23 protein-coding genes and 1 other RNA gene are annotated in these 26,701 nt (G+C 56.3%); 7 read left to right on the top strand and 17 right to left on the bottom strand.

What is annotated here, in order from left to right; all coding sequences use genetic code 11:
• Window positions 1–234: 234 nt before the first annotated feature.
• Together IM265_RS08945 and bglA are read left to right on the top strand one after the other, a co-directional pair.
• Window positions 235–966: a MurR/RpiR family transcriptional regulator gene (locus IM265_RS08945; protein WP_047367439.1), complete on the top strand. Its 732-nt coding sequence runs from the start codon at window positions 235–237 to the stop codon at window positions 964–966.
• A gap of 116 nt (window positions 967–1,082) precedes the next feature.
• Window positions 1,083–2,516: a 6-phospho-beta-glucosidase BglA gene (gene bglA, locus IM265_RS08940; protein WP_059358111.1), complete on the top strand. Its 1,434-nt coding sequence runs from the start codon at window positions 1,083–1,085 to the stop codon at window positions 2,514–2,516.
• Between the two features lie 36 nt (window positions 2,517–2,552).
• On the opposite strand, the gene IM265_RS08935 is transcribed toward bglA, so the two are convergent.
• The 8 genes from IM265_RS08935 to IM265_RS08900 form a co-directional block, all read right to left on the bottom strand.
• On the bottom strand, window positions 2,553–3,296 hold the full coding sequence (locus IM265_RS08935) for an SDR family oxidoreductase (RefSeq protein ID WP_028014327.1): 744 nt from the start codon (window positions 3,294–3,296) through the stop codon (window positions 2,553–2,555).
• 68 nt (window positions 3,297–3,364) lie between these two features.
• Window positions 3,365–6,238 carry an aminomethyl-transferring glycine dehydrogenase gene (gene gcvP / locus IM265_RS08930; protein WP_041908353.1) on the bottom strand — a complete coding sequence of 958 codons (2,874 nt, stop codon included), beginning with the start codon at window positions 6,236–6,238 and terminating at the stop codon, window positions 3,365–3,367.
• A 118-nt stretch (window positions 6,239–6,356) separates the two neighbouring features.
• Window positions 6,357–6,746: a glycine cleavage system protein GcvH gene (gene gcvH / locus IM265_RS08925; protein ID WP_008499718.1), complete on the bottom strand. Its 390-nt coding sequence runs from the start codon at window positions 6,744–6,746 to the stop codon at window positions 6,357–6,359.
• Between the two features lie 23 nt (window positions 6,747–6,769).
• A complete protein-coding gene (gene gcvT, locus IM265_RS08920; protein WP_069732738.1) occupies window positions 6,770–7,864 on the bottom strand; it encodes a glycine cleavage system aminomethyltransferase GcvT in 1,095 nt (364 codons plus the stop codon).
• 397 nt (window positions 7,865–8,261) lie between these two features.
• Complete coding sequence (ubiI, locus tag IM265_RS08915; RefSeq protein ID WP_193031052.1) at window positions 8,262–9,464, bottom strand: FAD-dependent 2-octaprenylphenol hydroxylase; 1,203 nt, start codon at window positions 9,462–9,464, stop codon at window positions 8,262–8,264.
• Between the two features lie 12 nt (window positions 9,465–9,476).
• Window positions 9,477–10,655, bottom strand: coding sequence for a 2-octaprenyl-6-methoxyphenyl hydroxylase (gene ubiH / locus IM265_RS08910; protein ID WP_182034312.1), 1,179 nt, complete (start codon window positions 10,653–10,655; stop codon window positions 9,477–9,479).
• Window positions 10,652–11,965 (bottom strand): Xaa-Pro aminopeptidase, encoded by a 1,314-nt coding sequence (gene pepP, locus IM265_RS08905; RefSeq protein ID WP_028014332.1) that lies wholly within the window; start codon window positions 11,963–11,965, stop codon window positions 10,652–10,654. Before pepP ends, ubiH begins: the two co-directional genes overlap by 4 nt.
• A 31-nt stretch (window positions 11,966–11,996) precedes the next feature.
• The gene (locus IM265_RS08900) at window positions 11,997–12,575 is read right to left on the bottom strand and encodes a YecA family protein (RefSeq protein WP_028014333.1); all 579 of its coding nucleotides are present in this window, start codon (window positions 12,573–12,575) and stop codon (window positions 11,997–11,999) included.
• 167 nt (window positions 12,576–12,742) lie between these two features.
• On the opposite strand from IM265_RS08900, the gene zapA reads away from it, so the two are divergent.
• The 3 genes from zapA to IM265_RS08885 all read left to right on the top strand — a co-directional run bounded on the left by zapA (window position 12,743) and on the right by IM265_RS08885 (window position 13,918).
• Window positions 12,743–13,072, top strand: a complete 330-nt coding sequence (gene zapA / locus IM265_RS08895; protein WP_006811891.1) for a cell division protein ZapA — start codon at window positions 12,743–12,745, stop codon at window positions 13,070–13,072.
• Window positions 13,073–13,113: 41 nt separating this feature from the next.
• Window positions 13,114–13,297, top strand: a non-coding RNA gene (gene ssrS / locus IM265_RS08890) — 6S RNA.
• Between the two features lie 24 nt (window positions 13,298–13,321).
• Complete coding sequence (locus IM265_RS08885; RefSeq protein WP_193031050.1) at window positions 13,322–13,918, top strand: 5-formyltetrahydrofolate cyclo-ligase; 597 nt, start codon at window positions 13,322–13,324, stop codon at window positions 13,916–13,918.
• A gap of 96 nt (window positions 13,919–14,014) precedes the next feature.
• Here the strand turns inward: IM265_RS08885 and serA are convergent, their stop codons facing one another.
• Together serA and rpiA are read right to left on the bottom strand one after the other, a co-directional pair.
• Window positions 14,015–15,247, bottom strand: coding sequence for a phosphoglycerate dehydrogenase (serA, locus tag IM265_RS08880; protein ID WP_041908347.1), 1,233 nt, complete (start codon window positions 15,245–15,247; stop codon window positions 14,015–14,017).
• 266 nt (window positions 15,248–15,513) lie between these two features.
• A complete protein-coding gene (gene rpiA / locus IM265_RS08875) occupies window positions 15,514–16,173 on the bottom strand; it encodes a ribose-5-phosphate isomerase RpiA (protein WP_003860091.1) in 660 nt (219 codons plus the stop codon).
• Window positions 16,174–16,300: 127 nt separating this feature from the next.
• Here rpiA and argP point away from each other — a divergent pair, with 127 nt between their 5' ends.
• The gene (argP, locus tag IM265_RS08870) at window positions 16,301–17,194 is read left to right on the top strand and encodes a DNA-binding transcriptional regulator ArgP (RefSeq protein ID WP_003860089.1); all 894 of its coding nucleotides are present in this window, start codon (window positions 16,301–16,303) and stop codon (window positions 17,192–17,194) included.
• 43 nt (window positions 17,195–17,237) lie between these two features.
• Here argP and IM265_RS08865 read toward each other — a convergent pair whose 3' ends face one another.
• The 7 genes from IM265_RS08865 to tkt all read right to left on the bottom strand — a co-directional run bounded on the left by IM265_RS08865 (window position 17,238) and on the right by tkt (window position 25,604).
• On the bottom strand, window positions 17,238–17,969 hold the full coding sequence (locus tag IM265_RS08865) for an oxidative stress defense protein (RefSeq protein ID WP_028014336.1): 732 nt from the start codon (window positions 17,967–17,969) through the stop codon (window positions 17,238–17,240).
• Between the two features lie 92 nt (window positions 17,970–18,061).
• A complete protein-coding gene (gene argO, locus IM265_RS08860) occupies window positions 18,062–18,697 on the bottom strand; it encodes an arginine exporter ArgO (protein ID WP_047367435.1) in 636 nt (211 codons plus the stop codon).
• Between the two features lie 145 nt (window positions 18,698–18,842).
• Window positions 18,843–19,697, bottom strand: a complete 855-nt coding sequence (gene mscS / locus IM265_RS08855) for a small-conductance mechanosensitive channel MscS (protein ID WP_003860082.1) — start codon at window positions 19,695–19,697, stop codon at window positions 18,843–18,845.
• 186 nt (window positions 19,698–19,883) lie between these two features.
• The gene (gene fbaA, locus IM265_RS08850; RefSeq protein WP_008499731.1) at window positions 19,884–20,963 is read right to left on the bottom strand and encodes a class II fructose-bisphosphate aldolase; all 1,080 of its coding nucleotides are present in this window, start codon (window positions 20,961–20,963) and stop codon (window positions 19,884–19,886) included.
• A 92-nt stretch (window positions 20,964–21,055) separates the two neighbouring features.
• The gene (gene pgk, locus IM265_RS08845; protein ID WP_028014337.1) at window positions 21,056–22,219 is read right to left on the bottom strand and encodes a phosphoglycerate kinase; all 1,164 of its coding nucleotides are present in this window, start codon (window positions 22,217–22,219) and stop codon (window positions 21,056–21,058) included.
• Between the two features lie 49 nt (window positions 22,220–22,268).
• Window positions 22,269–23,288, bottom strand: coding sequence for an erythrose-4-phosphate dehydrogenase (gene epd / locus IM265_RS08840; RefSeq protein ID WP_047367434.1), 1,020 nt, complete (start codon window positions 23,286–23,288; stop codon window positions 22,269–22,271).
• A 324-nt stretch (window positions 23,289–23,612) separates the two neighbouring features.
• The gene (gene tkt, locus IM265_RS08835) at window positions 23,613–25,604 is read right to left on the bottom strand and encodes a transketolase (RefSeq protein ID WP_193031048.1); all 1,992 of its coding nucleotides are present in this window, start codon (window positions 25,602–25,604) and stop codon (window positions 23,613–23,615) included.
• Window positions 25,605–25,875: 271 nt separating this feature from the next.
• Between tkt and IM265_RS08830 the strand changes: the two genes are divergently transcribed.
• The gene (locus IM265_RS08830; protein ID WP_028014340.1) at window positions 25,876–26,634 is read left to right on the top strand and encodes a M48 family metallopeptidase; all 759 of its coding nucleotides are present in this window, start codon (window positions 25,876–25,878) and stop codon (window positions 26,632–26,634) included.
• The last annotated feature ends 67 nt before the right edge of the window (window positions 26,635–26,701 follow it).

Below are 26,701 nucleotides of genomic sequence, written 5' to 3'. Positions count from 1 at the left end.
TCATCGCATGACTATGCTAACTGAGAATGATTCCAGTGAACACCTGTTAGCTAAAATAATTTTAAGGTAAATTTTTATAATAAAAATCAAAAACATAAGCGAACAATTCACCTGACATTTGTTCACATAAAAATTTAAGCGTTACTAATCAATGGCATAAAATTGGCTCCTGCCGTCTGGCTGCATGATATGATGGATAAATGAGGTCTGAATGAGAGTTTTGCCACTGTGAGTATGTTCACCCACTCCGCCATTGCCAGTCTCAATAACCTGGAAATGATGGTCTACAACTATGTCATCAAAAACCGGGACAAAGTGATGTACATGACCATCCGCGAGCTGGCGGATGCGGCCGGCGTCTCAACCACCACTATCCTGCGCTTTTGCCGCAAGCTCAACTGCGAAGGGTATTCTGAATTTCGCGTGCGCTTTAAGCTCTATCTTGAGCAGAACGAGCCCCAGCAGGCGAATTTCGGCGCCAGCGAAATTATCAGCTTCTTTAAAAGCGTGAATAATGAAGAGTTCGACGCGCTATTAAATGACGCGGTAAAAATCATTTTGTCTTCCGAGCGAATTATATTTGTCGGGGCGGGCACGTCAGGCTCTTTGGCCAAATATGGCGCACGCTTCTTTTCAAATATTGGTAAATTCAGTAATCATATTGATGACCCTTATTTCCCGGTCACCAATGATATGGCGAAAAATGCGCTGGCGATTGTGCTCTCCGTCTCGGGCGAAACCGAGGAGATCCTGCGCTTCGCCAGCCAGTTCAGCCTGCATCACTGCAAGGTGCTCTCTATCACCAGCCACGAGCACTCGCGCCTGGCAAAACTGGCGGACTTTAATCTCTCCTGGCACGTTCCCCAGACGCGAATTGGCGGCGTCTACGATATCACCACGCAAATTCCCGTCATTTATATTCTGGAATCTCTCGGACGCAAGCTGGCGAAAAAACTGACGGAATAAAACACCCTGTTTTTTCGATGTGACAAATCACAATTTTCGCAAATTGTTATATCGTGACATTCAATTTCGCTTTGCTAGACTCAATGCCAATAAGCCATTTAATGAGAATAGCAGCGATGAAAAAAATAACCTTACCGAAAGATTTTTTATGGGGCGGCGCTGTTGCCGCTCATCAGGTTGAAGGCGGCTGGAACAAAGGCGGCAAAGGGCCAAGCATTTGCGACGTGCTGACCGGCGGCGCACACGGCGTGCCCCGCGAAATCACGCAGGAGGTGGTGCCGGGTAAATACTACCCAAACCACGAAGCCATCGACTTCCACGGCCACTATAAAGAAGACATCAAGCTATTTGCCGAGATGGGCTTCAAGTGTTTCCGTACCTCTATCGCCTGGACGCGCATCTTCCCGAAAGGTGACGAAACGCAGCCAAACGAAGAAGGGCTGAAGTTTTACGACGACATGTTCGATGAGCTGCTGAAGTACAACATCGAACCGGTGATCACCCTCTCCCACTTCGAAATGCCGCTCCACCTGGTGCAGGAGTATGGTAGCTGGACCAACCGCAAAGTGGTCGATTTCTTCGTGCGCTTCGCGGAAGTGGTGTTTGAGCGCTACAAGCACAAGGTCAAATACTGGATGACCTTCAACGAAATCAACAACCAGCGCAACTGGCGCGCCCCGCTGTTCGGCTACTGCTGCTCGGGCGTGGTCTACACCGAACATGACAACCCGGAAGAGACCATGTACCAGGTGCTGCACCACCAGTTTGTGGCCAGCGCCCTGGCGGTGAAAGCCGCGCGCCGCATCAACCCGGAGATGAAAGTTGGCTGCATGCTGGCGATGGTGGCGCTCTATCCGTTCTCCTGCAAGCCGGAAGACGTGATGTTCGCTCAGGAATCCATGCGCGAGCGCTATGTCTTTACCGACGTCCAGTTGCGTGGTTACTACCCGTCCTACGTGCTGAACGAGTGGGAGCGCCGCGGCTTTTCCATCAAAATGGAGGCGGGCGACGAGCAGATCCTGCGTGAAGGTACCTGCGACTACTTAGGCTTCAGCTACTACATGACCAACGCGGTGAAGGCGGAAGGCGGCACAGGTGACGCCATTTCCGGCTTTGAAGGCAGCGTGCCGAACCCGCACGTGAAGGCGTCCGACTGGGGCTGGCAGATTGACCCGGTGGGCCTGCGCTATTCCCTGTGCGAACTGTACGAGCGTTATCAGAAACCGCTGTTTATCGTTGAGAACGGGTTCGGTGCCTACGACAAGGTGGAAGAAGACGGCAGCATCATCGATGACTATCGCATCGACTACCTGCGTGCCCACGTGGAGGAGATGATCAAAGCCGTCACGCACGATGGCGTGGATCTGATGGGCTATACGCCGTGGGGCTGCATCGACTGCGTGTCATTCACCACCGGTCAGTACAGCAAGCGCTACGGCTTTATCTACGTCAACAAGCACGACGACGGCACGGGCGACATGTCTCGCTCCCGTAAGAAGAGCTTCGAGTGGTATAAAGGCGTGATTGCCAGCAACGGCGAGAAACTTTAACGCCGGGTGCCGTTCCCTCTCCCTTTTGGGAGAGGGTTACTTCCCACCAGCCAGCTCAATAAAACTGCCCGTCACGTAAGACGCCTTCTCGCTCAGCAGCCAGACAATCGCCTGCGCGACCTCTTCCGGCTGGCCGCCGCGCTGCATCGGCAGTAACGATTTCACGCGATCCACTCGCCCCGGCTCTCCGCCGGAAGCATGGATATCGGTATAAATCAGCCCAGGCCGCACGCAGTTCACGCGAATACCCTGCGCCGCCACTTCCAGCGATAGCCCGGTTGTCAGCGAATCTACCGCGCCTTTGGAAGCAGCGTAATCGACATACTCACCCGGCGCGCCCAGACGAGACGCGGCGGAAGAGACATTCACAATCGCCCCGCCCTTGCCGCCATGCTTGATGGACATGCGTTTCACCGCTTCACGACAGCAGAGGAAGTAGCCCGTGACGTTGGTCGCCAGCACGCGGTTAATGCGCTCTGCGGACAGATTCTCAATGGTGGATTGCTCAAAGAGAATGCCTGCATTATTGACCAGCGCGCGAAGCGGCTCACCTTCACGATCGATGCTGTCAAACATCGCCAGCACCTGAGCTTCATCGCTGATGTCCGCACGCACGGCAAACGCTTTACCGCCGGCCTCAACGATCTGATTGATAACGTCCGTCGCGGCTTTAATGTTGTGGTGATAGTTCACCGCCACGGTGTAGCCTTCACGCGCCAGCTGCAGCGCGGTGGCTTTCCCAATGCCCCGGCTCGCGCCGGTGACCAGTGCAATTGCCATTCACAACCTCCAGATAAAAAAAAGCCGGGTGGCGCTTACGCTTACCCGGCCTACAGTATGGCAAATAATTACTGGTATTCGCTCATCGGCACGCAGGAGCAGAACAGATTACGGTCGCCGTAAACGTCATCAAGACGCTTCACGGTCGGCCAGTATTTGTTTGCCACGCCAGCCGGGAAGACGGCCAGCTCGCGGGAGTAACCGTGGTTCCACTCTGCCACCATCTCGTGCTGGGTATGCGGGGCGTTGACCAGCGGGTTATCTTCCAGCGTCCATTCGCCGTCCTGCACGCGGTCGATCTCCATGCGGATGGCCAGCATCGCGTCGATAAAGCGGTCCAGCTCGGCTTTGCTTTCAGACTCGGTCGGCTCCACCATCAGCGTCCCCGCAACCGGGAACGACATGGTTGGCGCGTGGAAGCCGTAGTCGATCAGACGCTTGGCGATATCCAGCTCGCTGATGCCGGTCTGCTCTTTCAGCGGACGAATATCCAGAATGCACTCGTGCGCCACGCGACCGTCGCGGCCGGTATAGAGCACCGGGAAGGCAGACTTCAGGCGAGTCGCAATGTAGTTGGCGTTCAGAATAGCCACCTGGCTCGCCTGCTTCAGCCCTTCCGCGCCCATCATGCGGATGTACATCCAGCTGATTGGCAGGATTGATGCGCTACCGAACGGTGCCGCAGAGACCGCGCCCTGACGGGTCAGCATGCCTTCAATCTGCACCACGCTGTGGCCCGGCACAAACGGCGCCAGGTGCGCTTTCACGCCGATTGGTCCCATGCCCGGGCCGCCACCACCGTGCGGAATGCAGAAGGTTTTATGCAGGTTCAGGTGCGACACGTCCGCGCCGATAAAGCCCGGAGAGGTAATGCCCACCTGAGCGTTCATGTTCGCGCCGTCGAGGTATACCTGACCGCCAAACTGGTGCACCACTTCGCACACTTCACGGATGGTCTCTTCGTACACGCCGTGGGTGGACGGGTAGGTCACCATGATGCAGGAGAGCTTGTCGCCCGCCTGCTCGGCTTTCGCACGCAGGTCGGCCAAATCGATGTTGCCGTTCTTATCGCACGCGACCACCACCACTTCCATGCCCGCCATCTGGGCTGAGGCCGGGTTGGTGCCGTGGGCGGAGCTTGGGATCAGGCAGATATCGCGGTGACCTTCGTTACGGCTTTCGTGATAGTGACGGATCGCCAGCAGGCCCGCGTATTCACCCTGCGCGCCGGAGTTCGGCTGCATGCAGAGCGCGTCGTAACCGGTCAGCTTCACCAGCCAGTCTGAAAGCTGGTTGATCATCATGTGATAGCCTTCCGCCTGTTCTGGCGGGCAGAACGGGTGCAGTTCGGAGAATTCAGGCCAGGTAATCGGGATCATCTCTGCCGCGGCGTTCAGCTTCATGGTGCAGGAGCCCAGCGGGATCATCGCCTGGTTCAGCGCCAAATCCTTGCGCTCCAGAGAGTGCATATAGCGCATCATCTCGGTTTCGCTGTGATAGCGATTGAACACCGGGTGAGTCAGGATCGCGTCATTGCGCAGCATGCTTTCCTGAATGGAGCGGCTGTCGAGCGCGACCTCTTTGTCGAGCGTATCAACGTCCAGACCGTGAGCGTCGCCCAGCAACACGCTGAACAGGTTCAGGATATCGTCGCGAGTGGTGCTTTCATCCAGCGTAATGCCGACCGCGTTGTGGATGTCGCTGCGCAGGTTGATTTCTGCTGCATTCGCGCGCGCCAGCACGGCGGCTTTGTCTGCCACTTCCACGCACAGGGTGTCGAAGTAGTGCGCGTGGCGCAGCTTGAGGCCCTTCTGCTGCAGGCCGCAGGCCAGAATATCGGCCAGGCGGTGAATGCGGCTGGCAATGCGCTTCAGGCCAGCCGGACCGTGGAATACCGCATACAGGCTGGCGATGTTTGCCAGCAGTACCTGGGAAGTACAGATGTTGGAGTTCGCTTTCTCGCGGCGGATATGCTGCTCGCGGGTCTGCATCGCCATGCGCAGCGCGGTATTACCGGCAGCATCTTTTGACACGCCAATGATACGGCCTGGCATGGAGCGTTTGAATTCATCTTTCGCGCCGAAGAACGCCGCGTGCGGGCCGCCGTAGCCCATCGGCACGCCGAAGCGCTGCGCGGAGCCGAATACAATATCCGCGCCCTGTTTGCCCGGCGCCGTCAGCAGCACCAGCGCCATAAAATCGGCGGCAACGCTGACAACCACTTTGCGGGATTTCAGCTCGGCAATCAGCGCGCCGTAGTCGTGAACTTCGCCGGTGGTACCCACCTGCTGCAGCAGCACGCCGAAGACGTCCTGGTGATCCAGCACTTTGTCGGCGTCGTCGACGATCACCTCAAAACCGAAGGTTTCTGCACGGGTGCGCACCACGTCCAGCGTCTGGGGATGCACGTCCGCCGCCACGAAGAAGCGGTTAGCATTTTTCAGCTTGCTTACGCGTTTTGCCATCGCCATCGCTTCGGCAGCGGCGGTCGCTTCATCCAGCAGAGAGGCGGAAGCGATATCCATACCGGTCAGATCCAGCGTCACCTGCTGGAAGTTCAGCAGCGCTTCCAGACGCCCCTGGGAGACTTCTGGCTGATAAGGGGTGTAAGCGGTGTACCAGCCCGGGTTTTCCAGCATGTTGCGCAGGATAACCGGCGGTAACTGCACGTTGGTGTAGCCCATGCCAATGTAAGACTTATAGCGCTTGTTGAGGCCTGCAATAGCCTTCAGCTCCGCCAGCGCGGCGAACTCCGTGGTGGCTTCCCCTACCTGAGGCGGCGTGGCAAGCTGGATGTCTTTTGGCACAATCTGGCCGATCAGTGCGTCTAATGAATCCGCGCCAACCGTCTTCAGCATCTCCTGCTGTTGCTGAGCATCCGGCCCAATGTGACGTTCAATGAAGGCGCCACGGTTTTCAAGCTGGCTTAAAGTCTGTGTCATGAGCGATGGTTCCTGATACGTGCAGTGAATCGTAGTTATCTGTAACGCTGTTGCCCGGTGGCGCTACCGCTTACCGGGCCCTGTAAGGCGGATAAGCGCAGCGCCATCCGGCACAACGTTATTCGTCTTCCAGTAGTGCTTCGTACGCGGTTGCATCCAGCAGCGCGGCAACTTGCGATTCGTCGCTGGCTTTGATCTTGAAGATCCAGCCGCCTTCATAAGGCTCGCTGTTGACCAGCTCTGGCGAATCGCTCAGCGCGTCGTTGACCGCAACAATCTCACCGCTTACCGGTGCGTAGATGTCAGACGCCGCTTTTACGGACTCCGCCACGGCGCAGTCGTCGCCCGCGCTAACAGTCGTGCCCACGTCAGGCAGGTCAACAAACACCATGTCGCCCAGCAGCTCCTGCGCGTGCTCGGTGATCCCTACGGTGTAAGTGCCGTCCGCCTCTTTGCGCAGCCACTCGTGTTCTTTGCTGTATTTCAGTTCTGCTGGCACATTGCTCATTGAAGTTCTCCTGATAAAAATAGTTAGGCGACCGGCTTACCGGCGCGAACAAAAATCGGTTTGGTCACGTGGACCGGCATTTCGCGGTTGCGGATTTGCACTACCGCCGTGTCGCCAATGCCTGCCGGCACGCGTGCCAGTGCAATACTGTAGCCCAGCGTCGGGGAGAAGGTACCGCTGGTGATCACGCCTTCGCGATGATTGCCGTCAGCATCGGTAAAGCGCACCGGCAGCTCGCCGCGCAGCACGCCTTTTTCCTTCATCACCAGTCCCACCAGCTGTTCGGTGCCCTTCTCGCGCTGCATCTCCAGCGCTTCACGGCCAATAAAATCACGGTCAGCCGGTTCCCACGCGATGGTCCAGCCCATGTTGGCCGCCAGCGGAGAGACGCCTTCATCCATTTCCTGACCGTAGAGGTTCATGCCCGCTTCCAGACGCAGCGTATCGCGCGCGCCCAGACCCGCAGGCTTCACGCCCGCTTCTACCAGCGCACGCCAGAAATCGGCAGCTTTCTCGTTCGGCATCGCAATTTCGTAGCCCGCTTCACCGGTATAGCCGGTGGTGGCGATAAACAGATCCCCCGCCTGCACGCCGAAGAACGGCTTCATGCCTTCGGTGGCGGTGCGCTGCTCGTCGTTAAAGAGAGAGGCGGCTTTTGCCTGCGCGTTCGGCCCCTGCACGGCGATCAGCGAAAGATCGTCACGGACGGTGATGTCGACGGCATAAGGTTCGGCGTGTTGGGTGATCCAGGAGAGGTCTTTTTCGCGGGTGGCGGAGTTTACAACGAGGCGGAAGAAATCTTCGGTGAAGTAGTAGACGATAAGGTCGTCAATCACGCCGCCCGAGGCATTGAGCATGCCGGTATAGAGCGCTTTACCCGGCGTCTTCAGTTTGGCGACGTCGTTTGCCAGCAGATAACGCAAAAACTCCCGGGTGCGGCTACCGTGCAGATCGACAATCGTCATGTGGGACACGTCGAACATACCGGCATCGGTGCGCACCGCGTGGTGCTCATCAATCTGCGAGCCGTAGTGCAGCGGCATCATCCAGCCATGGAAGTCCACCATGCGGGCGCCGCATAACACGTGCTGTTCGTACAAAGGAGTCTGTTGAGCCATCTTGTCCTCGTTGAAAAATTCACCGTGAAACCCGGTATCGGCCTCGTTCCCGAATGCCGACGCAAACGTTCTCTTTTACCTGAACTTACCACCGAAACCGGCGGTTAACCATAAGTTAAAACGGGTCATCACATTAGCTTATGACCAAAAAACGCTGAAAAGCCTACAGAGTTATTCACTGGAAAAATGCGATTAACCCCGCACAAAATTAACAATGAACTAACAGGATTTAGCACATGGTGATATTTCGTGCGGAAAAACGGGCCGAATTTCCGTCACGTAAAAATCACGACATGAGAATAACTAATGCGAAAAATGGCGTGGAATTAGAATATTTCAAACGAGGGGATTTCCCCGGCGCAGAGGCCGGGAAAATAAAGTGTGACGGGGATCGAGATTAGCGTAACCAGTCGGGAAGATCGTTAAGACCCATTGCCTGACGAAGAAGTTGAGGTTTGACGCCGGGAAGGGTGTCGGCCAGCTTGAGGCCGATATCGCGCAGCAGTTTTTTCGCCGGATTTGCCCCGGCAAACAGCTCGCGGAAGCCCTGCATTCCTGCCAGCATCATCGCCGCACTGTGCTTGCGGCTGCGCTCGTAGCGACGCAGATACAGATGCTGGCCGATATCTTTACCTTCACGGTGCAGGCGACGCAGTTCTTCCACCAGTTCCGCCGCGTCCATAAAGCCGAGGTTAACGCCCTGCCCGGCCAGCGGATGAATGGTATGGGCCGCATCCCCCACCAGCGCCAGACGGTGCGCGGCAAACTGACGCGCGTAGCGGCCGGTTAACGGGAAAACCAGCCGCTCGCTTTCAAGCGTGCACAGGCCAAGGCGGTTATCAAACGCCACGCACAGCGCCTGGTTAAAGGCCTCCGGCGTCGCATCCTGCATCTGCTGCGCTTTCTCCGGCACCAGGGACCAGACAATCGAGCACTGGTGCGGATCGGCAAGCGGCAGAAACGCCAGTATGCCGTCGTTGTGGAAAATCTGCCGCGCAACGCCGCCGTGCGGCTCTTCAGTACGGATCGTTGCCACCATCGCATGATGGCGGTAATCCCAGTACGTCAGCGGGATATCGGCCTTGCTGCGCAGCCAGGAGTTAGCGCCGTCGGCACCGACCACCAGACGCGCGGTCAGCATGTCGCCGCTTTGCAGGGTGATAAACGCCTCGTTTTCGCCCCATGCCACCTGATGGATCTGCGCAGGCGCAACCAGCGTCACGTCGCTGCACTGCTCTGCTTTCTGCCACAGCGCGTGGTGGATCACCGCGTTTTCAACGATGTGCCCCAGATGGCTATAGCCCATGCTTTCATCATCAAAGGCAATATGGCCAAAGCTGTCCTTGTCCCACACTTCCATGCCGTGATAGCAGCTGGCGCGCTGGGCGACGATATCTGACCAGACGCCGAGACGCGTCAAAAGCTTTTCGCTGGCCGCGTTAATCGCCGACACGCGGAGTTCCGGCGGGGCATCTGATGGGACAGGCTGGGGCTGCTTTTGCTCCAGCACGGCCACGCGCAGGCCGCTGCCCTGTAATCCACAGGCCAGCGCCAGCCCAACCATTCCGCCGCCAACGATGGCAACATCAACATTTTGCACAGTGATAACTCCTTAACGCGCGACCCAACCCAGGGTCCGCTGCGCCAGCACGTCACGTGCCGGAATGAACAGTTCCATCGCCATCAGCCCGAGGTTGCGACCAACAACCAGCGGCGCCCAGCGATTGGCAAAGAGATGGACTAAGCCGTCGGTGACGCCAATTGTCGCCTCTTTATCAGCCTGACGTCGCGTCTGGTAATGGCTTAGCACCGGGTAAGCGCCACAGTCTTTTTGTTCGCTCCACGCCTGCGAAAGCGTTTCGGCCAGGCTCATCACATCCCGCAGGCCGAGGTTAAAGCCCTGCCCGGCGATGGGGTGGAGGGTTTGCGCCGCGTTGCCGACCAGCGCCACGCGGTGAGAAACAGACTGTGATGCCGTGGTTAACGACAGCGGATAGACCGCACGTTTCCCGGCATGGGTAATACGCCCCAGCCGCCAGCCAAAGGCTTTCTGCAGCTCGGTACAAAAACGTTCGTCGGACCAGGATTTAACCTCTTCGGCCTTTTCCTGCGGGTGGCACCAGACCAGCGAGCAGCGCCCGCCCGTCATCGGCAGCATCGCCAGCGGGCCGTGCTGGGTGAAGCGCTCAAACGCCCGGCCGTTGTGTTCTGCTGCGGTCGAGACGTTCGCGATGACTGCGACCTGCCCGTAAGGCTGCTGCCGCCACGCTACGCCGCACTGGGTGCCGAGCGCCGAGCGCGACCCGTCAGCCGCCACCAGAAGCTGTCCGTCGAGCACGGTGCCATTGTCCAGCGTTACGCTGACCGCATCTTCACTGCGGGTGAAGCTGGCAACGCGTGCCGGGCAGTGCAGCGTGACGCCCGGCGCGTCATGCAACAGGCGGAACAGGCGCAGGCCAATATCGTGCAGTTCAACGACCTGACCCAGCGCATCAATACGGTAATCATGGGCATCCAGCATCACAAACCCGGCATGACCGCGATCGCTCACGTGCACGGTATTAATGGCGGTAGCGCAGTCGGCGATGGCCTGCCAGATGCCAATGCGGGATAGCTGCTGGCAGGTGCCCTGCGCCAGGGCAATGGCGCGGGAATCAAACCCAGGGTGATTCTTCGCCTGCGGCGCGACGGCTTCAACCAGATGTACCGGAAGCTGCCCCTTCGTCAAATGCGAGATGGCTAACGCCAGCGTGGCGCCAGTCATGCCGCCGCCAACGATAATCACGCTCATACGCGCGCCGCTGCCATCAGCGCCTCGATATCGTCCGCTTTTTTCACCACGCTCGCGGTCAGGTTTTCGTTGCCGGTTTCGGTGATGACGATGTCGTCTTCAATACGAATGCCAATTCCGCGGTATTCCTCTGGCACGTCGGCATCCGGCGCGATGTACAGGCCCGGCTCGACGGTGAGCACCATGCCCGGTTCAAGCACGCGCGAACGTTCAGGGCCGTACGCGCCCACGTCGTGCACGTCCAGCCCCAGCCAGTGGCTCAGGCCGTGCATAAAGTACGGGCGGTGAGCATTCTCGGTAATCAGGGTATCGACATCCCCTTTGAGGATCCCAAGCTTAACCAGCCCGGTAATCATGATACGCACCACCTCACCGGTCACTTCCTGAATGGAGGTGCCCGGGCGATACAGCGTCAGCGCCGTCTCGAGTGATTCGAGAACGATGTCATAAATCGCCCGCTGCGCTGGCGAAAACTTGCCGTTCACCGGGAAGGTACGCGTGATGTCGCCCGCGTAGCCCTGATATTCGCAACCGGCGTCAATCAGCACCAGATCGCCGTCGCGCAGCGCGCTTTCGTTTTCGGTGTAGTGCAGAATGCAGCCGTTTTCCCCGCCGCCAACGATGGTGTTGTAGGAGGGATAACGCGCGCCGTGGCGGTTAAATTCGTGGTGAATTTCGCCTTCCAGCTGGTATTCAAACATTCCGGGACGACATTTTTCCATCGCGCGGGTGTGCGCCAGGGCGCTGATTTCGCCCGCACGGCGCAGCACGTTCAGCTCTTCTTCAGATTTGAAAAGACGCATCTCGTGCACCACCGGACGCCAGTCCGTGAGGGTGGCGGGCGCGGACAGGTTCTGCCGCGAGCCTTTACGCAGTTTTTCCAACGCGTTGAAAACAATCTCATCGGCGTAGGCGTATTCGCCCTGCGCGTGGTAGAGCACGTCGAGGCCATTAAGCAGCTGATAGAGCTGCTGGTTGATTTCGCTAAACGCCAGCGCGCGGTCAACGCCCAGCTTTTCCGGGGCGGCCTCTTGCCCTAAGCGGCGGCCAAACCAAATCTCAGCGGTTAAGTCTCGTACGCGGTTGAAAATCACGCTGTGGTTGTGGGTGTCATTGCTCTTAATCAGCACCAGCACCGCTTCCGGCTCGTTGAAGCCGGTGAAGTACCAGAAATCGCTGCTCTGGCGATAGGGGTATTCGCTGTCGGCGCTGCGCGTCACTTCCGGCGCGGCAAAAATCAGCGCCGCGCTTCCCGGCTGCATGTTTGCCAGCAGCGCCTGACGACGGCGCAAATACTCTTGTTGCGAGATAACCATGACACCCTCCTGTGCGTTATTTTTCTTAATGTAAGGTTGGCTTGCGAACTTCCGGCGCGGTCGGCTGCGAGCGCGTAAAGTTGTCGTGGCACAGCAGCGCCGCCACGCGCACGTACTCGATGATCTCTTCGAGAGACATTTCCAGCTCTTCCTGATCTTCCTCTTCATCGTAGCCAAGCTGGGCGATGTTGCGCAGATCGTCAATCGCTTCACCCGCTTCGCCGGTAACTTTATCAAGCTTAGGCTGGGTGACGCCCAGGCCAAGCAGATAGTGGTTTACCCACCCCGCGAGCGCATCGGCGCGATCAAAGACGCTGACATCGTCGCCTTCAGGCAGATAAAGCTGAAAAAGGAAGCCATCGTCTTCCAGCGAATCGCTGGTTGCCGCGTGCATTTTTCGCAGCGCTTCCGCCAGTTCGTGGCCAAACGCCAGCCCTTCGTTGGTGAGGTCGTGGATCAGCGGCTGCCATGAGCTGTCGCTGTTTCCGCCGCACAGTATGCCGCTGATCAGACCGTGCATTTCGGCAGGGGTAAGACCGACTCCCTGCTGGTTCAGTAACTGGTTTAAATCCTTGTAACCAGGCATTTCGTTCTGTATAGACATACGCATTCGTCATCAAAGGGAGGATATTCATGATATGCTACCACTTTGGACCCTGGTGATACCAGAAAAGGGCTTGTATCTTCACATCAGGGTAGCTATAGTGTCGCCCCTTCGCAGCCCCCGGGGCAGTAAGCGAAGGCAGCGCAGTCAATCAGCAGGAAGGTGGCATGTCTGCACAACCCGTCGATCTCCAGATTTTTGGCCGTTCACTGCGAGTGAATTGTCCGCCTGAACAAAGGGATGCTTTGAATCAGGCTGCGGACGATTTGAATCAGCGGTTGCAAGATCTAAAAGAACGCACTAGAGTCACAAATACTGAGCAGCTGGTTTTCATCGCCGCGTTGAACATCAGCTATGAACTGACTCAGGAAAAAGCGAAGACCCGCGATTACGCGGCTAGCATGGAGCAGCGCATTAAAATGCTCCAGCAGACCATTGAACAGGCGTTGCTTGATCAAGGTCGCAATCCCGAAAGACCGGGACCAAAGTTTGAATAACACTTCGCAGTTGACTATGGTAGAGTAACTGTGAAGACAAAATTTCTCTGAGATGTTTGCAAGCGGGCCAGTCCCCTGAGCCGATATTTCATACCACAAGAATGTGGCGCTCCATGGTTGGTGAGCATGCTCGGTTCGTCCGAGAAGCCTTAAAACTATGACGACACATTCACCTTGAACCAAGGGTTCAAGGGTTACAGCCTGCGGCGGCATCTCGGAGATTCCCTCTCTCTTCTTCTACCGACTACCATGACTCAATTCCCTGAAGTTTCTGCTTCACGCCAGGCCATCCGTCAGCTCATTCGCCAGCGTCGTCGCGCCCTGACGTCCGAACAACAAGCACACTTTGCGCAGCAGGCCGCTGCCCGCATGATGGCCTATCCGCCCGTGGTGATGGCAAACACCGTCGCGCTGTTTCTCTCGTTTGACGGCGAGCTGGACACCCAGCCGCTTATCGACCAGCTCTGGCGCGCCGGGAAAAAAGTTTACCTGCCGGTACTGCATCCGTTCAGCCGGGGCAATCTGCTGTTTCTGCACTACCATCCGCACAGCGAGCTGGTGGTGAATCGTCTGAAAATTACCGAGCCGAAACTCGACGTGCGCGACGTATTACCGCTGTCCGAGCTGGACGTGCTGATTACGCCGCTGGTGGCGTTTGATGAGCAAGGCCAGCGATTAGGCATGGGCGGGGGGTTCTATGACCGAACGCTGCAAAACTGGCAGCAGTACAGGCTGCAGCCGGTAGGCTACGCGCATGATTGTCAGTGCGTGGAGGCGTTGCCGGTGGAGAAATGGGATGTGCCGCTGCCGGCGGTGGTAACGCCAGGTAAAACGTGGCTTTGGTAGCATAAAGCCGGGTGGCGCTTGCGCTTACCCGGCCTACAAAAGCTCAACGTAGGTCGGGTAAGGCGTAGCCGCCACCCGACACCACAGACCGCACCATCAGTACAACAGACGCGCGCGAATCGTTCCCGGTATGGCCTTCATGCTCTGCAGCGCTTTCTCAGCAACATCTTCATCGGCTTCAATATCGATAACCACATAACCCATCTGCGAGTTGGTTTGCAGATACTGGGCGGCAATGTTAACGCTCTGCTCGGCAAAAATCTGGTTGATGGCGGTCAGCACGCCAGGACGGTTTTCGTGGATGTGCAGCAGACGACGACCGCCGTGCAGCGGCAGAGACACTTCCGGGAAGTTCACCGCAGAAAGCGTTGAACCGTTGTCGGAATATTTGCTCAGCTTACCCGCCACTTCCAGACCGATATTCTCCTGCGCTTCCTGAGTAGAACCGCCGATGTGCGGCGTCAGGATCACGTTGTCGAATTCGCACAGCGGAGAGTTAAACGGATCGCTGTTGGTGGCCGGTTCCGTCGGGAACACGTCGATGGCCGCCCCCGCCAGATGCTTACGCTTCAGCGCATCGCACAGCGCAGGGATATCGACCACCGTACCACGCGCGGCGTTGATCAGCAGAGATCCCGGCTTCATCAGCGCCAGCTCTTCCGCGCCCATCATGTTTTTGGTGGAGGCGTTTTCCGGCACGTGCAGACTGACCACATCGCTCATGTTCAGCAGGTCAGAAAGATGCTGTACCTGCGTCGCGTTACCCAGCGGCAGCTTGCTTTCGATATCGTAGAAGTAGACGTGCATCCCCAGCGATTCCGCCAGGATCCCCAGTTGGGTACCGATGTGGCCGTAGCCGATGATACCCAACTTTTTACCACGGGCTTCGTATGAGCCCGCGGCCAGTTTGTTCCACACGCCACGGTGCGCTTTGGCGTTAGCTTCCGGGATACCGCGCAGCAGCAGCAGCAGCTCGCCAATCACCAGCTCCGCCACGGAACGGGTGTTAGAGAATGGGGCGTTAAAGACCGGGATACCGCGTTTTGCGGCAGCGTTCAGGTCGACCTGGTTGGTGCCGATGCAGAAACAGCCAATAGCAACCAGCTTTTCTGCCGCGGCAATCACGTCTTCAGTCAGATGGGTACGGGATCGCAGGCCAATGAAGTGGGCATCACGGATGGCGGCTTTCAGCTCTTCCGTGTCCAGCGCGCCTTTGTGAAATTCGATGTTGGTGTAACCCGCCGCACGAAGGCTATCAAGCGCTTTCTGATGCACGCCCTCGACCAGCAGGAATTTAATCTTGTCTTTCTCCAGTGATACCTTTGCCATTTCCCCGACCCTGTTTTTATCTGAACTGATGTTGTGCTGGATTGAAATCCGCTGTAGCCAACATATCAAAAAAAACTATTGCAGCAATATGAACGTTTGCGTCGGCACTCTGAAGAAAAGTCATACAGGGCAAAATGACAGAGTAAAATGCTGAGGAAATTTACAAACGTGGCAGGATCGGCAAAAGAGGCGGAAAAGCGTGACACAAGTCACCAAATTTAGCTTTTCAAAAATTTTTTAGCGGGGGGAGCACTCCCCCCATCAGATCATTTTACGATGGTTTTCACACCGTCAGCCGTACCGATCAGCGCCACATCCGCGCCGCGGTTGGCAAATAACCCTACGGTGACGACGCCTGGAATGCCGTTGATGGCGTTTTCCAGCGCAATCGCGTCGAGAATCTCCAGACCGTGAACATCGAGGATGACGTTACCGTTGTCGGTGACCACGCCCTGACGGTATTCCGGACGGCCGCCCAGCTTCACCAGCTGACGGGCAACCGCACTGCGCGCCATCGGGATCACTTCAACCGGCAGCGGGAAATTACCCAGAATGTCGACCTGCTTGGAGGCATCCGCGATGCAGATGAACTTGTCCGCCACGGAGGCGATGATCTTTTCACGGGTCAGCGCCGCGCCGCCGCCTTTGATCATCTGCATATGGCCGTTGATTTCATCCGCGCCATCAACGTAAATGCCCAGACGATCCACTTCGTTGAGATCGAAAACGGTAATGCCGAGGCTTTTCAGCTTTTCCGTGGACGCATCGGAGCTGGAAACCGCGCCCTCGATCTGCCCCTTCATCGTGCCCAGTGCATCGATAAAGTGCGCCGCCGTTGACCCCGTACCAACACCGACAATGGTCCCTGGCTGTACGTACTGGAGAGCGGCCCATCCTACTGCTTTTTTCAGTTCATCCTGCGTCATGATCGTTTTGCCTGTGGTGTGAAAACTCAGGGCGCATTATAGAACACGTCGAATGGATTTCGTCTGCCAGGAAGGGAAAATTGTGTCATAGTGCAGATTAAGCAAAATTAAGGAGTCAGCCAGAGCAATGAAACGTCCGGACTACAGAACACTACAGGCACTTGATGCAGTTATTCGTGAACGCGGCTTTGAGCGCGCAGCGCAAAAGCTGTGCATCACCCAGTCCGCCGTATCACAGCGTATCAAACAGCTTGAAAACATGTTCGGGCAGCCGCTGCTGGTGCGTACCGTACCGCCGCGCCCAACGGAGCAAGGGCAAAAGCTTCTCGCCCTGCTGCGTCAGGTTGAACTGCTGGAAGACGAGTGGCTGGGTGACGAACAAACGGGTTCCACGCCGCTGCTGCTCTCGCTGGCGGTGAACGCCGACAGTCTGGCGACCTGGCTGCTGCCGGCCCTTGCGCCGGTGCTGGCCGACTCCCCTATCCGCCTGAATCTTCAGGTCGAAGATGAAACCCGCACCCAGGAGCGCCTGCGTCGCGGCGAAGTAGTTGGGGCGGTCAGTATCCAGCCTCAGGCCCTGCCAAGCTGTCTTGTCGATCAGCTGGGCGCGCTCGACTACCTGTTTGTCGGTTCAAAAGCCTTTGCGGAGCGCTACTTCCCGAATGGCGTCACCCGCGCCGCGCTGCTGAAGGCGCCTGCCGTGGCGTTCGACCATCTGGACGATATGCACCAGGCGTTTTTGCAGCAAAACTTCGACCTGCCGCCGGGCAGCGTGCCGTGTCATATCGTTAACTCGTCCGAAGCCTTTGTGCAGCTGGCGCGTCAGGGCACCACCTGCTGCATGATCCCGCATTTACAGATTGAGAAAGAGTTGAAAAGCGGTGAGCTGATTGACCTGACGCCGGGGCTGTATCAGCGCCGGATGCTGTACTGGCACCGTTTTGCGCCAGAAAGCCGCATGATGCGCAACGTGACTGATGCGCTGCTGGCGTTTGGACATAAGGTGTTGAGACAGGATTAAAATGAAAAGCCGGGTGGCGGCTACGCCTTACCCGGCCTATTGATTATTGTGCAGGTTTCGGCTGTGCTGCAACGGGTTCCAGCTGGAACACCACATCAACCTGATCGTCGAACTGAATCGTTGGCTGCTCGTAGGTTTCCTGAGCAGAAACCGGCGCGGCGTCCGCCTTCATCATCCGAACCATCGGGCTTGGCTGGTAGTTTGAGACGTGGTAACGCACGCTGTATACCGGACCAAGCTTGCTCTTGAAGCCAGACGCCAGCTGTTCCGCCTGATGAATGGCATCATCAATCGCCGCTTTACGCGCTTCGTCTTTGTATTTCTCCGGTTGCGCAACGCCCAGCGACACGGAACGGATTTCGTTCAGGCCGGCCTTAAGCGCACCGTCCAGCAGAGAGTTCAGCTTGTCCAGCTGACGCACGGTCACTTCCACAGTGCGCACGGCGCGATAGCCTTTCAGGATACTTTTGCCGTTCTGGTAGTCGTAATCGGGCTGGGTACGCAGGTTCGCAGAGCTGATGTCTTTTTTAGCAACACCGTTCTGTTCCAGGAAAGAGAGATATTGCGCAACACGATCGTCTGCCTGTTTTTTAGCGGAAGCGGCATCTTTCGCCGCCACGTTCACTTCAATTGCCAGGGTTGCAACATCCGGTACCGCGTCCACGCTTGCGGTGCCTGACGTGACGATGTGCGGGCCATCCGGCAGTTCACTTGCCTGCGCCGACACCGCACCGAAACTTACTAATGCCGCGAGGGCCATCACTTTAAACTTCACTGTCATTCCTCCATGTTGCGAAGAGTGCCCTAACAACAGGGCTCATGCCAGCAAGCTTAGCGGGTCTTGCTCAGTTGTCCATAAGACAAGGATTAGTTGAACAATTCCTGGACGTGGTGAATGCCCTCTTTTGCCAGCTGAAAAGCAATAAACCACATCACCAGCCCCACCAGGGTATTAATAATGCGCTGGGCTTTGGCAGTCCGCAGACGAGGCGCCAGCCATGCCGCCAGAATGGCGAGACCGAAGAACCAGAGGAAAGAGGCGCTAACCGTGCCGAGCGCAAACCAGCGTTTCGGCTCAACGTCCAGCTGTCCGCCCAGGCTGCCCAGCACTACGAAGGTGTCGAGGTAGACGTGCGGATTTAGCCAGGTGACCGCCAGCATGGTGACGATAATCTTCCAGCGGCCCTGCTTCATCACTTCGGCGCTTGCCAGCTCAATGTTGCTGCTCATCGCCGTTTTCAGGGCACCGAATCCGTACCACAGCAGAAACGCCACGCCGCCCCAGGTCACCAGCGCCAGCAGCCAGGGGGACTGCATCAGCAGCGCGCTGCCGCCAAAAATGCCGGCGCAAATCAGCAGCAGATCGCTCACCGCGCACAGCAGGGCAATCATCAGATGATACTGGCGACGAATGCCCTGATTCATCACGAAGGCGTTTTGCGGGCCGAGGGGTAAAATCATGGCCGCACCTAAGGCAAGCCCTTGAAAATAATAAGATAGCATGACGATTTTCTCGCAGTGTTGTTCTGGAGGCTGACTATACTGCGCGAATCACATTAGAGGAAATGGATAATATTAATTGGGTATTAGCGGAGCTTATAAAAGTAAAGCCCGGTGGCGCGAGCGCTTACCGGGCCTACGGGTGACGTTATTCTGCTTCTTTGACTTTTTTGACGTTTACGTCCATCTGCGGGTAAGGGAAGCTGATGCCGTTGGCGTCGAAATCGCGCTTGATGCGCTCCAGCACATCCCAGTAAACGTTTTGCAGATCGCTGCTTTTGCTCCAGATACGCACCACGAAGTTAATTGAGGAAGCACCCAGTTCGTTCAGGCGAACCGTCTGCTCGCGGTCCTTCAGAATGCGGTCGTCAGAGGCGATGATATTCGCGATCAGCGACTTCACCTGATCGATATCGGAATCATACGCCACGCTGATGATGAGCTCGTTACGACGCACCGGCTCGCGGGAGAAGTTAATGATATTGCCCGCAATGATTTTCCCGTTCGGTACCACCACAATACGACCATCGACGGTACGCAGGGTGGTAGAGAAAATCTGTACCTGCAACACGGTACCGGCGATGCCGCCAAGGTCAACATATTCACCGGAACGGAACGGACGGAAAGTCACCAGCAGTACGCCCGCCGCCAGGTTTGAAAGCGAGCCCTGCAGTGCCAGACCAATGGCCAGACCGGCGGCACCAAGAACGGCAATCACGGAGGCGGTTTGCACCCCAACACGTCCCAGCGCGGCAATCAGCGTAAAGGCAATGATGCCGTAGCGCACCAGTGCGGAGAGGAAGTCAGCCACCGTGGCGTCAATGTGTCGCGCGACCATCACACGGTTGACGGCGTTCGACACGATACGCGCCACGATCATCCCGACGATGATGATGGCAATCGCCGCGACAATGTTCACGGCATAGCTCAGCAGCAGGGCCTGGTTGCGCACCAGCCAGTTGCCGGCGTTATTGATGCTGTCTACAACATCGAGTTGTTCCATTTATTCTTCCTTTTGTTAAACCAAAACACAAAATCCATCCCCCATGGAGACAGGCAGGTCAGTAAAGGGTAAACAAAAAGCACCGGCTTTGCCAAACAGATCACAAAAACAGGTCTGACAGGGTATTGAAAAAACATAAAAAAAGGCCCGCATTTGCGGGCCTTCTGATGCTGTCAGCAGCTCAAATTACAGAACGTCGATTGCGTTCAGTTCTTTGAAAGCCTGCTCCAGACGGGTCACCATGGACGTCTGAGCAGCGCGCAGCCATACGCGTGGATCGTAGTATTTCTTGTTCGGCTGGTCTTCGCCTTTCGGGTTGCCCAGCTGGCCCTGCAGGTAAGCTTCGTTCGCTTTGTAGTACTGCAGGATACCGTCCCAGGTTGCCCACTGGGTGTCGGTATCGATGTTCATTTTCACTACGCCGTAGCTTACGGAGTCTTTGATTTCCTGAGCAGAAGAACCGGAACCGCCGTGGAAGACGAAGTTCAGGCTGTTGTGCGGCAGGTTGTGTTTCTTGGAAACGTATTCCTGAGAATCGCGCAGGATGGTCGGGGTCAGAACCACGTTACCTGGCTTATAAACGCCGTGCACGTTACCGAAGGACGCTGCAATGGTGAAGCGTGGGCTGATTTTGCTCAGCTCGGTGTAAGCGTAATCAACGTCTTCTGGCTGGGTGTACAGGGCAGAAGCGTCCATGTGGCTGTTGTCCACGCCGTCTTCTTCACCACCGGTGCAACCCAGTTCGATTTCCAGGGTCATGTCCATTTTGGCCATGCGCGCCAGGTACTTAGAGCAGATCTCGATGTTTTCGTGCAGTGACTCTTCAGACAGGTCGATCATGTGAGAAGAGAACAGTGGCTTACCGGTTGCCGCGAAGTGTTTTTCACCCGCGTCCAGCAGACCGTCGATCCACGGCAGCAGTTTCTTCGCGCAGTGGTCAGTGTGCAGGATAACTGGAACACCGTAGTGTTCAGCCATCTGGTGAACGTGGTGCGCACCAGAGATAGCGCCCAGGATAGCAGCACCCTGAGGAATGTCAGTTTTCACGCCTTTACCTGCGATGAACGCAGCGCCGCCGTTAGAGAACTGAACGATAACCGGTGCTTTAACTTTTGCAGCGGTTTCCAGTACGGCGTTGATGGAGTCGGTACCTACGCAGTTAACTGCTGGCAGAGCGAAGTTGTTTTCTTTAGCTACCTGGAACACTTTCTGTACGTCATCACCAGTGATAACGCCAGGTTTTACGAAATCAAAAATTTTAGACATGTTGCTTAGTCCTGTATCTTCGGCCGTTAGAAAAGGTGCGAGCTCTTAAAAGCGCGCTGAAAATTGGGCAGGTTTCCCTGCCCTTGAATGGCTTACTTCTTAGCGCGCTCTTCGAGCATTGCTACTGCTGGCAGTACTTTGCCTTCCACGAATTCGAGGAATGCGCCGCCACCAGTGGAGATGTAGGAGATCTTGTCAGCGATACCGAACAGGTCGATTGCTGCCAGGGTGTCACCACCGCCTGCGATAGAGAACGCTTCGCTGTCTGCGATTGCGTTAGCCACGATTTCAGTCCCTTTGCGGAAGTTCGGGAATTCGAACACGCCAACAGGACCGTTCCACAGGATAGTTTTTGCGTTTTTCAGGATTTCAGCCAGTTTCTGTGCAGAAACGTCGCCCAGGTCCAGAATCTGCTCTTCGTCTTTGATGTCGTTTACTGATTTCAGGGTCGCGGTTGCGGTTTCGGAGAACTCGGTCGCCACGCGAACGTCAGTTGGAACCGGGATATCACAGGTACCCAGCAGGCGTTTGGCTTCGTCAACCAGGTCTGCTTCGTACAGGGATTTACCCACGTTGTGGCCCTGAGCGGCAACGAAGGTGTTCGCAATACCACCGCCAACGATCAGCTGGTCAGCGATTTTAGACAGGGAATCCAGAACGGTCAGTTTGGTAGACACTTTAGAACCACCAACGATAGCGACCATTGGACGAGCAGGTTCTTTCAGTGCTTTACCCAGTGCTTCCAGTTCGTCAGCCAGCAGAGGACCCGCACACGCGACGTCTGCGAATTTACCGATACCGTGGGTAGATGCCTGCGCACGGTGCGCAGTACCGAATGCATCCATCACGAATACGTCGCACAGTGCAGCGTATTTTTTGGACAGGGTTTCGTCGTCTTTCTTTTCGCCTTTGTTGAAGCGAACGTTTTCCAGAACAACCAGCTCACCTTCGGCAACGTCTACGCCGTCCAGGTAATCTTTCACCAGGCGAACCGGGTTGGACAGTTTGTCTTTCAGGTAATTAACAACCGGCAGCAGAGAGAACTCTTCGTTGTACTCGCCTTCAGTTGGACGGCCCAGGTGGGAGGTGACCATCACTTTAGCGCCCTGCTTCAGAGCCAGTTCAATGGTTGGCAGAGATGCACGGATACGCGCGTCGCTGGTCACTTTGCCATCTTTAACCGGTACGTTCAGATCGGCACGGATGAAAACGCGTTTACCTGCCAGATCCAGATCGGTCATCTTAATTACAGACATGGTGAATCCTCTCGTTGATTCTTAAAGTTTTGCAAGCGCAAGGTGCGCTCTACCTGAAACCTTTTGCGGCCATGGCTAACGTGGTGTCGAGCATTCGGTTAGCAAAGCCCCATTCGTTATCACACCAGACCAGCGTCTTGATAAGGTGCGCACCACTGACTCGCGTCTGCGTGCCATCCACGATGGCGCTGTGAGGGTCGTGGTTAAAATCTACTGAGACCAACGGTAATTCCGTATAGTCAACTATACCATGAAATGCTCCCTGTGCCGCTTTTTGCAGCAACAGGTTGACTTCACAGGCTTTTACCGGTTTTTTCACCGTCACGCTAAGATCGATTGCGGTGACGTTTATCGTCGGAACACGCACGGCAATCGCTTCGAAACGGTCATTAAACTGCGGGAAAATTCGGGTGATCCCTGCAGCCAATTTCGTGTCCACCGGGATGATTGACTGGCTCGCCGCGCGAGTGCGTCGTAAATCCGGGTGATAGGCGTCGATAACCTGCTGATCGTGCATGGCGGAGTGAATCGTGGTTACGGTGCCGGATTCAATGCCATACGCATCGTCTAACAGTTTGATGACCGGAATAATGCAGTTGGTGGTGCAGGAGGCGTTGGAAACAATGCGGTGCTCGGCTTGCAGCTCATGCTGGTTGACGCCAAACACGACGGTCGCGTCGAGGTCGTTACTTCCGGGATGAGAAAACAGGACTTTTTTCGCGCCTGCTGTCAGATGCGCTTCGCCGTGTTCGCGGTTGCCATACACACCGGTACAGTCAAGCACGACATCTACACCCAGTTCACGCCAGGGTAGCCCGGAAATGCTGTTCTCATGCAGCACACGAATAGCGTCATCACCCACAAAAAGCTGATCTCTTTCCTGGCGCACATCCCAAGCGAAGCGTCCGTGGCTGGTGTCATACTTCAATAAATGCGCCATGCCAGCAGCATCCGCCAGTTCATTGATTGCCACCACGGTGATTTCCGCCCGACGTCCGGATTCATACAAAGCACGAACCACATTACGCCCGATGCGACCGAAGCCATTAATCGCTACGCGTACGGTCATAGATCTCCTGCAAAGCAATCCCTGAGTTTGAGGTGGCTGAAAGAGTAATCCAGCGACGCCCGAAGGGGAATCTTTGCTATCACAAACTGCGATTGATTGGTCAATTGTCGAACATTTAATCGACTGAAACGCTTCAGCAAGAATAAGCGAATCGGGGAATAAAAGGAATGTCTGTCCAGATGAATAAGCGAGCTATATGACTTGCGTCACATTTTCGTTGGAATAATGACGCAAAAAAGCCGGGTAAGCGCTAGCGCTTACCCGGCCTACTTTTGAGCCATTTGTAGGCCCGGTCAGCGTAAGCGCCACCGGGCAAAACGGCGATTACAGCAGTTCTTTCGCCTTAGCGACCACGTTCTCAACGGTGAAGCCGAACTCTTCGAACAGCTGTTCTGCCGGAGCAGACTCACCGAAGGTGGTCATACCGACGATAGCGCCGTTCAGACCCACGTATTTGAACCAGTAGTCAGCAATACCCGCTTCCACCGCCACGCGAGCGGAAACCGCTTTAGGCAGTACAGATTCACGGTAAGCCGCATCCTGCTTGTCGAACGCATCGGTAGACGGCATGGAGACCACGCGCGCCTTCACGCCTTCGGCAGTCAGTTTTTCCCATGCTGCTACAGCCAGTTCAACTTCAGAACCGGTCGCGATGAAGATCAGCTCAGGCTGGCCCGCGCAATCTTTCAGCACGTAGCCACCGCGGGCAATGTTTGCCAGCTGCTCAGGGGTACGCTCCTGCTGCGCCAGGTTCTGACGGGAGAGGATCAGCGCGGTCGGGCCGTCCTGACGCTCAACGCCGTATTTCCACGCCACCGCAGATTCAACCTGGTCACATGGACGCCATGTGCTCATGTTCGGGGTTACGCGCAGGGAAGCTACCTGCTCTACCGGCTGGTGAGTTGGACCATCTTCGCCCAGACCGATGGAGTCATGGGTGTAGACCATCACCTGACGCTGTTTCATCAGCGCAGCCATACGCACAGCGTTACGTGCATATTCCACGAACATCAGGAAGGTAGAGGTGTACGGCAGGAAACCACCGTGCAGAGCGATACCGTTAGCGATAGCGGTCATACCGAACTCACGTACACCGTAATGGATGTAGTTACCGGCAATGTCTTCGTTGATTGGCTTAGAACCAGACCACAGGGTCAGGTTAGAAGGCGCCAGGTCAGCGGAGCCGCCCAGGAATTCTGGAAGCAGCGGACCGAACGCTTCAATCGCATTCTGAGATGCTTTACGGCTGGCGATTTTAGACGGGTTCGCCTGCAGCTTCGTGATGAATTCGTTGGCTTTCGCGTCGAAGTCAGACGGCATATCGCCTTTCATACGACGGGTGAATTCAGCCGCTTCCTGTGGGAACGCCTTCGCATAGGCAGCGAATTTCTCGTTCCAGGCCGCTTCTTTCGCCTGGCCCACTTCTTTAGCATCCCACTGAGCATAGATCTCAGACGGGATTTCGAAGGCAGGGTGTTTCCAGCCCAGTGCTTCACGGGTCAGTGCGATTTCCGCGTCGCCCAGCGGTGCGCCGTGGGAGTCATGGGTGCCCGCTTTGTTCGGAGAACCGAAGCCGATGATGGTTTTGCACATCAGCAGGGACGGTTTGTCGGTGACTGCGCGAGCTTCTTCTACTGCACGTTTAATCGAGTCAGCATCGTGGCCATCAACACCACGCACAACGTGCCAGCCGTAGGCTTCGAAACGTGCCGCGGTGTCGTCGGTGAACCAGCCTTCAACGTGACCGTCGATGGAGATACCGTTGTCGTCGTAGAACGCCACCAGTTTGCCCAGCTTCAGGGTACCAGCCAGGGAGCACACTTCGTGAGAAATGCCTTCCATCATGCAGCCGTCGCCCAGGAAAGCGTAGGTGAAGTGGTCAACGATGTCATGGCCAGGACGGTTGAACTGCGCCGCCAGGGTCTTCTCGGCAATCGCCATACCCACAGCGTTAGCAATGCCCTGACCCAGCGGGCCGGTGGTGGTTTCTACGCCAGCGGTGTAGCCCACTTCCGGGTGACCTGGAGTTTTGGAGTGCAGCTGACGGAAGTTTTTCAGCTCTTCGATTGGCAGATCGTAGCCGGTGAGGTGCAGCAGGCTGTAGATCAGCATAGAGCCGTGGCCGTTAGACAGCACGAAACGGTCGCGGTCAGCCCATGCCGGGTTCTGCGGGTTGTGGTTAAGGAAATCACGCCACAGGACTTCGGCGATATCAGCCATACCCATAGGGGCACCCGGGTGGCCGGATTTGGCTTTCTGTACTGCGTCCATGCTCAGCGCACGAATAGCATTAGCAAGCTCTTTACGTGAGGACATTTTAACTCCAGATCGGACTGTTAAAGGCCATGCCCTTGACGACAGCGCGTTTTGGGCTACGCCGGAAAAAAGTGCCAACAATGTAACCCAAGCCGCAGGGCATGTACATGGACCATTCTTTTGCAGGTTAAGAAATCTCTGGATCATGCTCGCATGTTGCGCAATCTGCTCGCCCGCGCCTGTAGATATTCCTTATACTTATCCCGCCCCGGCTTCGTTGCGGGGGCACTTTTCGGATTTTATTCAGTTTAACGAGTACGGAAGCAACCTCATGAAAATGCGTGCAATAGTGCTGGCCCTGGGTACAACGCTCGTGCTGAGCGGCTGTCAGAATATGGACTCTAACGGTCTGATGACCTCAGGTGCAGAAGCCTTTCAGGCCTACTCCCTGAGCGACGCGCAGGTTAAAGCGCTGAGCGATCAGGCCTGTAAAGATATGGACGGAAAAGCCACGCTTGCGCCGGCTGACAGTACCTACACACAGCGTCTGAATAAGATTGCTTCCGCGCTCGGCGATAACATCAACGGCCAGCCGGTGAACTACAAGGTTTACATGGCGAAAGACGTCAACGCCTTCGCGATGGCTAACGGCTGTATCCGCGTCTACAGCGGGCTGATGGATATGATGACCGACAACGAAGTGGAAGCGGTTATCGGTCATGAAATGGGTCACGTTGCGCTCGGCCACGTGAAGAAAGGGATGCAGGTTGCCTTAGGCACCAACGCCATTCGCGCGGCGGCGGCCTCTGCGGGCGGCATCGTTGGCAGCCTGTCCCAGTCGCAGCTTGGTGACGTAGGTGAAAAACTGGTTAACTCCCAGTTCTCGCAGCGTCAGGAGTCCGAAGCGGACGACTACTCCTACGATCTGTTGCGCAAACGCGGTATTAATCCATCCGGTTTAGCCACCAGCTTCGAAAAGCTGGCAAAACTGGAAGCGGGTCGCCAGAGCTCCATGTTTGACGATCACCCGGCCTCAGAAGCGCGCGCACAGCATATTCGCGACCGAATGGCCGCTGACGGAATTAAATAATTTTGGAAGGAGGCAATTTTGCCTCCTTTTTATTTCGCATGAATTGCTAACTAAATCGCACGTATCG

It is taken from the genome of Enterobacter cloacae complex sp. P17RS, from assembly GCF_014895885.1.
Lineage (GTDB): Bacteria > Pseudomonadota > Gammaproteobacteria > Enterobacterales > Enterobacteriaceae > Enterobacter > Enterobacter bugandensis.
The sequence above is the reverse complement of the archived record's forward strand: the minus strand, read 5'-3'. Positions and strand labels throughout refer to the sequence as shown.

Bases quoted from the DNA above. Each gene is read 5' to 3' on its own strand.
- IM265_RS08945 (WP_047367439.1), top strand. From the start codon at position 235: ATGTTCACCCACTCCGCCATTGCCAGTCTCAATAACCTGGAAATGATG.
- bglA (WP_059358111.1), top strand. From the start codon at position 1,083: ATGAAAAAAATAACCTTACCGAAAGATTTTTTATGGGGCGGCGCTGTT.
- IM265_RS08935 (WP_028014327.1), bottom strand. From the start codon at position 3,296: ATGGCAATTGCACTGGTCACCGGCGCGAGCCGGGGCATTGGGAAAGCC.
- gcvP (WP_041908353.1), bottom strand. From the start codon at position 6,238: ATGACACAGACTTTAAGCCAGCTTGAAAACCGTGGCGCCTTCATTGAA.
- gcvH (WP_008499718.1), bottom strand. From the start codon at position 6,746: ATGAGCAATGTGCCAGCAGAACTGAAATACAGCAAAGAACACGAGTGG.
- gcvT (WP_069732738.1), bottom strand. From the start codon at position 7,864: ATGGCTCAACAGACTCCTTTGTACGAACAGCACGTGTTATGCGGCGCC.
- ubiH (WP_182034312.1), bottom strand. From the start codon at position 10,655: ATGAGCGTGATTATCGTTGGCGGCGGCATGACTGGCGCCACGCTGGCG.
- IM265_RS08900 (WP_028014333.1), bottom strand. From the start codon at position 12,575: ATGTCTATACAGAACGAAATGCCTGGTTACAAGGATTTAAACCAGTTA.
- zapA (WP_006811891.1), top strand. From the start codon at position 12,743: ATGTCTGCACAACCCGTCGATCTCCAGATTTTTGGCCGTTCACTGCGA.
- IM265_RS08885 (WP_193031050.1), top strand. From the start codon at position 13,322: ATGACTCAATTCCCTGAAGTTTCTGCTTCACGCCAGGCCATCCGTCAG.
- serA (WP_041908347.1), bottom strand. From the start codon at position 15,247: ATGGCAAAGGTATCACTGGAGAAAGACAAGATTAAATTCCTGCTGGTC.
- rpiA (WP_003860091.1), bottom strand. From the start codon at position 16,173: ATGACGCAGGATGAACTGAAAAAAGCAGTAGGATGGGCCGCTCTCCAG.
- argP (WP_003860089.1), top strand. From the start codon at position 16,301: ATGAAACGTCCGGACTACAGAACACTACAGGCACTTGATGCAGTTATT.
- argO (WP_047367435.1), bottom strand. From the start codon at position 18,697: ATGCTATCTTATTATTTTCAAGGGCTTGCCTTAGGTGCGGCCATGATT.
- mscS (WP_003860082.1), bottom strand. From the start codon at position 19,697: ATGGAACAACTCGATGTTGTAGACAGCATCAATAACGCCGGCAACTGG.
- fbaA (WP_008499731.1), bottom strand. From the start codon at position 20,963: ATGTCTAAAATTTTTGATTTCGTAAAACCTGGCGTTATCACTGGTGAT.
- pgk (WP_028014337.1), bottom strand. From the start codon at position 22,219: ATGTCTGTAATTAAGATGACCGATCTGGATCTGGCAGGTAAACGCGTT.
- epd (WP_047367434.1), bottom strand. From the start codon at position 23,288: ATGACCGTACGCGTAGCGATTAATGGCTTCGGTCGCATCGGGCGTAAT.
- tkt (WP_193031048.1), bottom strand. From the start codon at position 25,604: ATGTCCTCACGTAAAGAGCTTGCTAATGCTATTCGTGCGCTGAGCATG.
- IM265_RS08830 (WP_028014340.1), top strand. From the start codon at position 25,876: ATGAAAATGCGTGCAATAGTGCTGGCCCTGGGTACAACGCTCGTGCTG.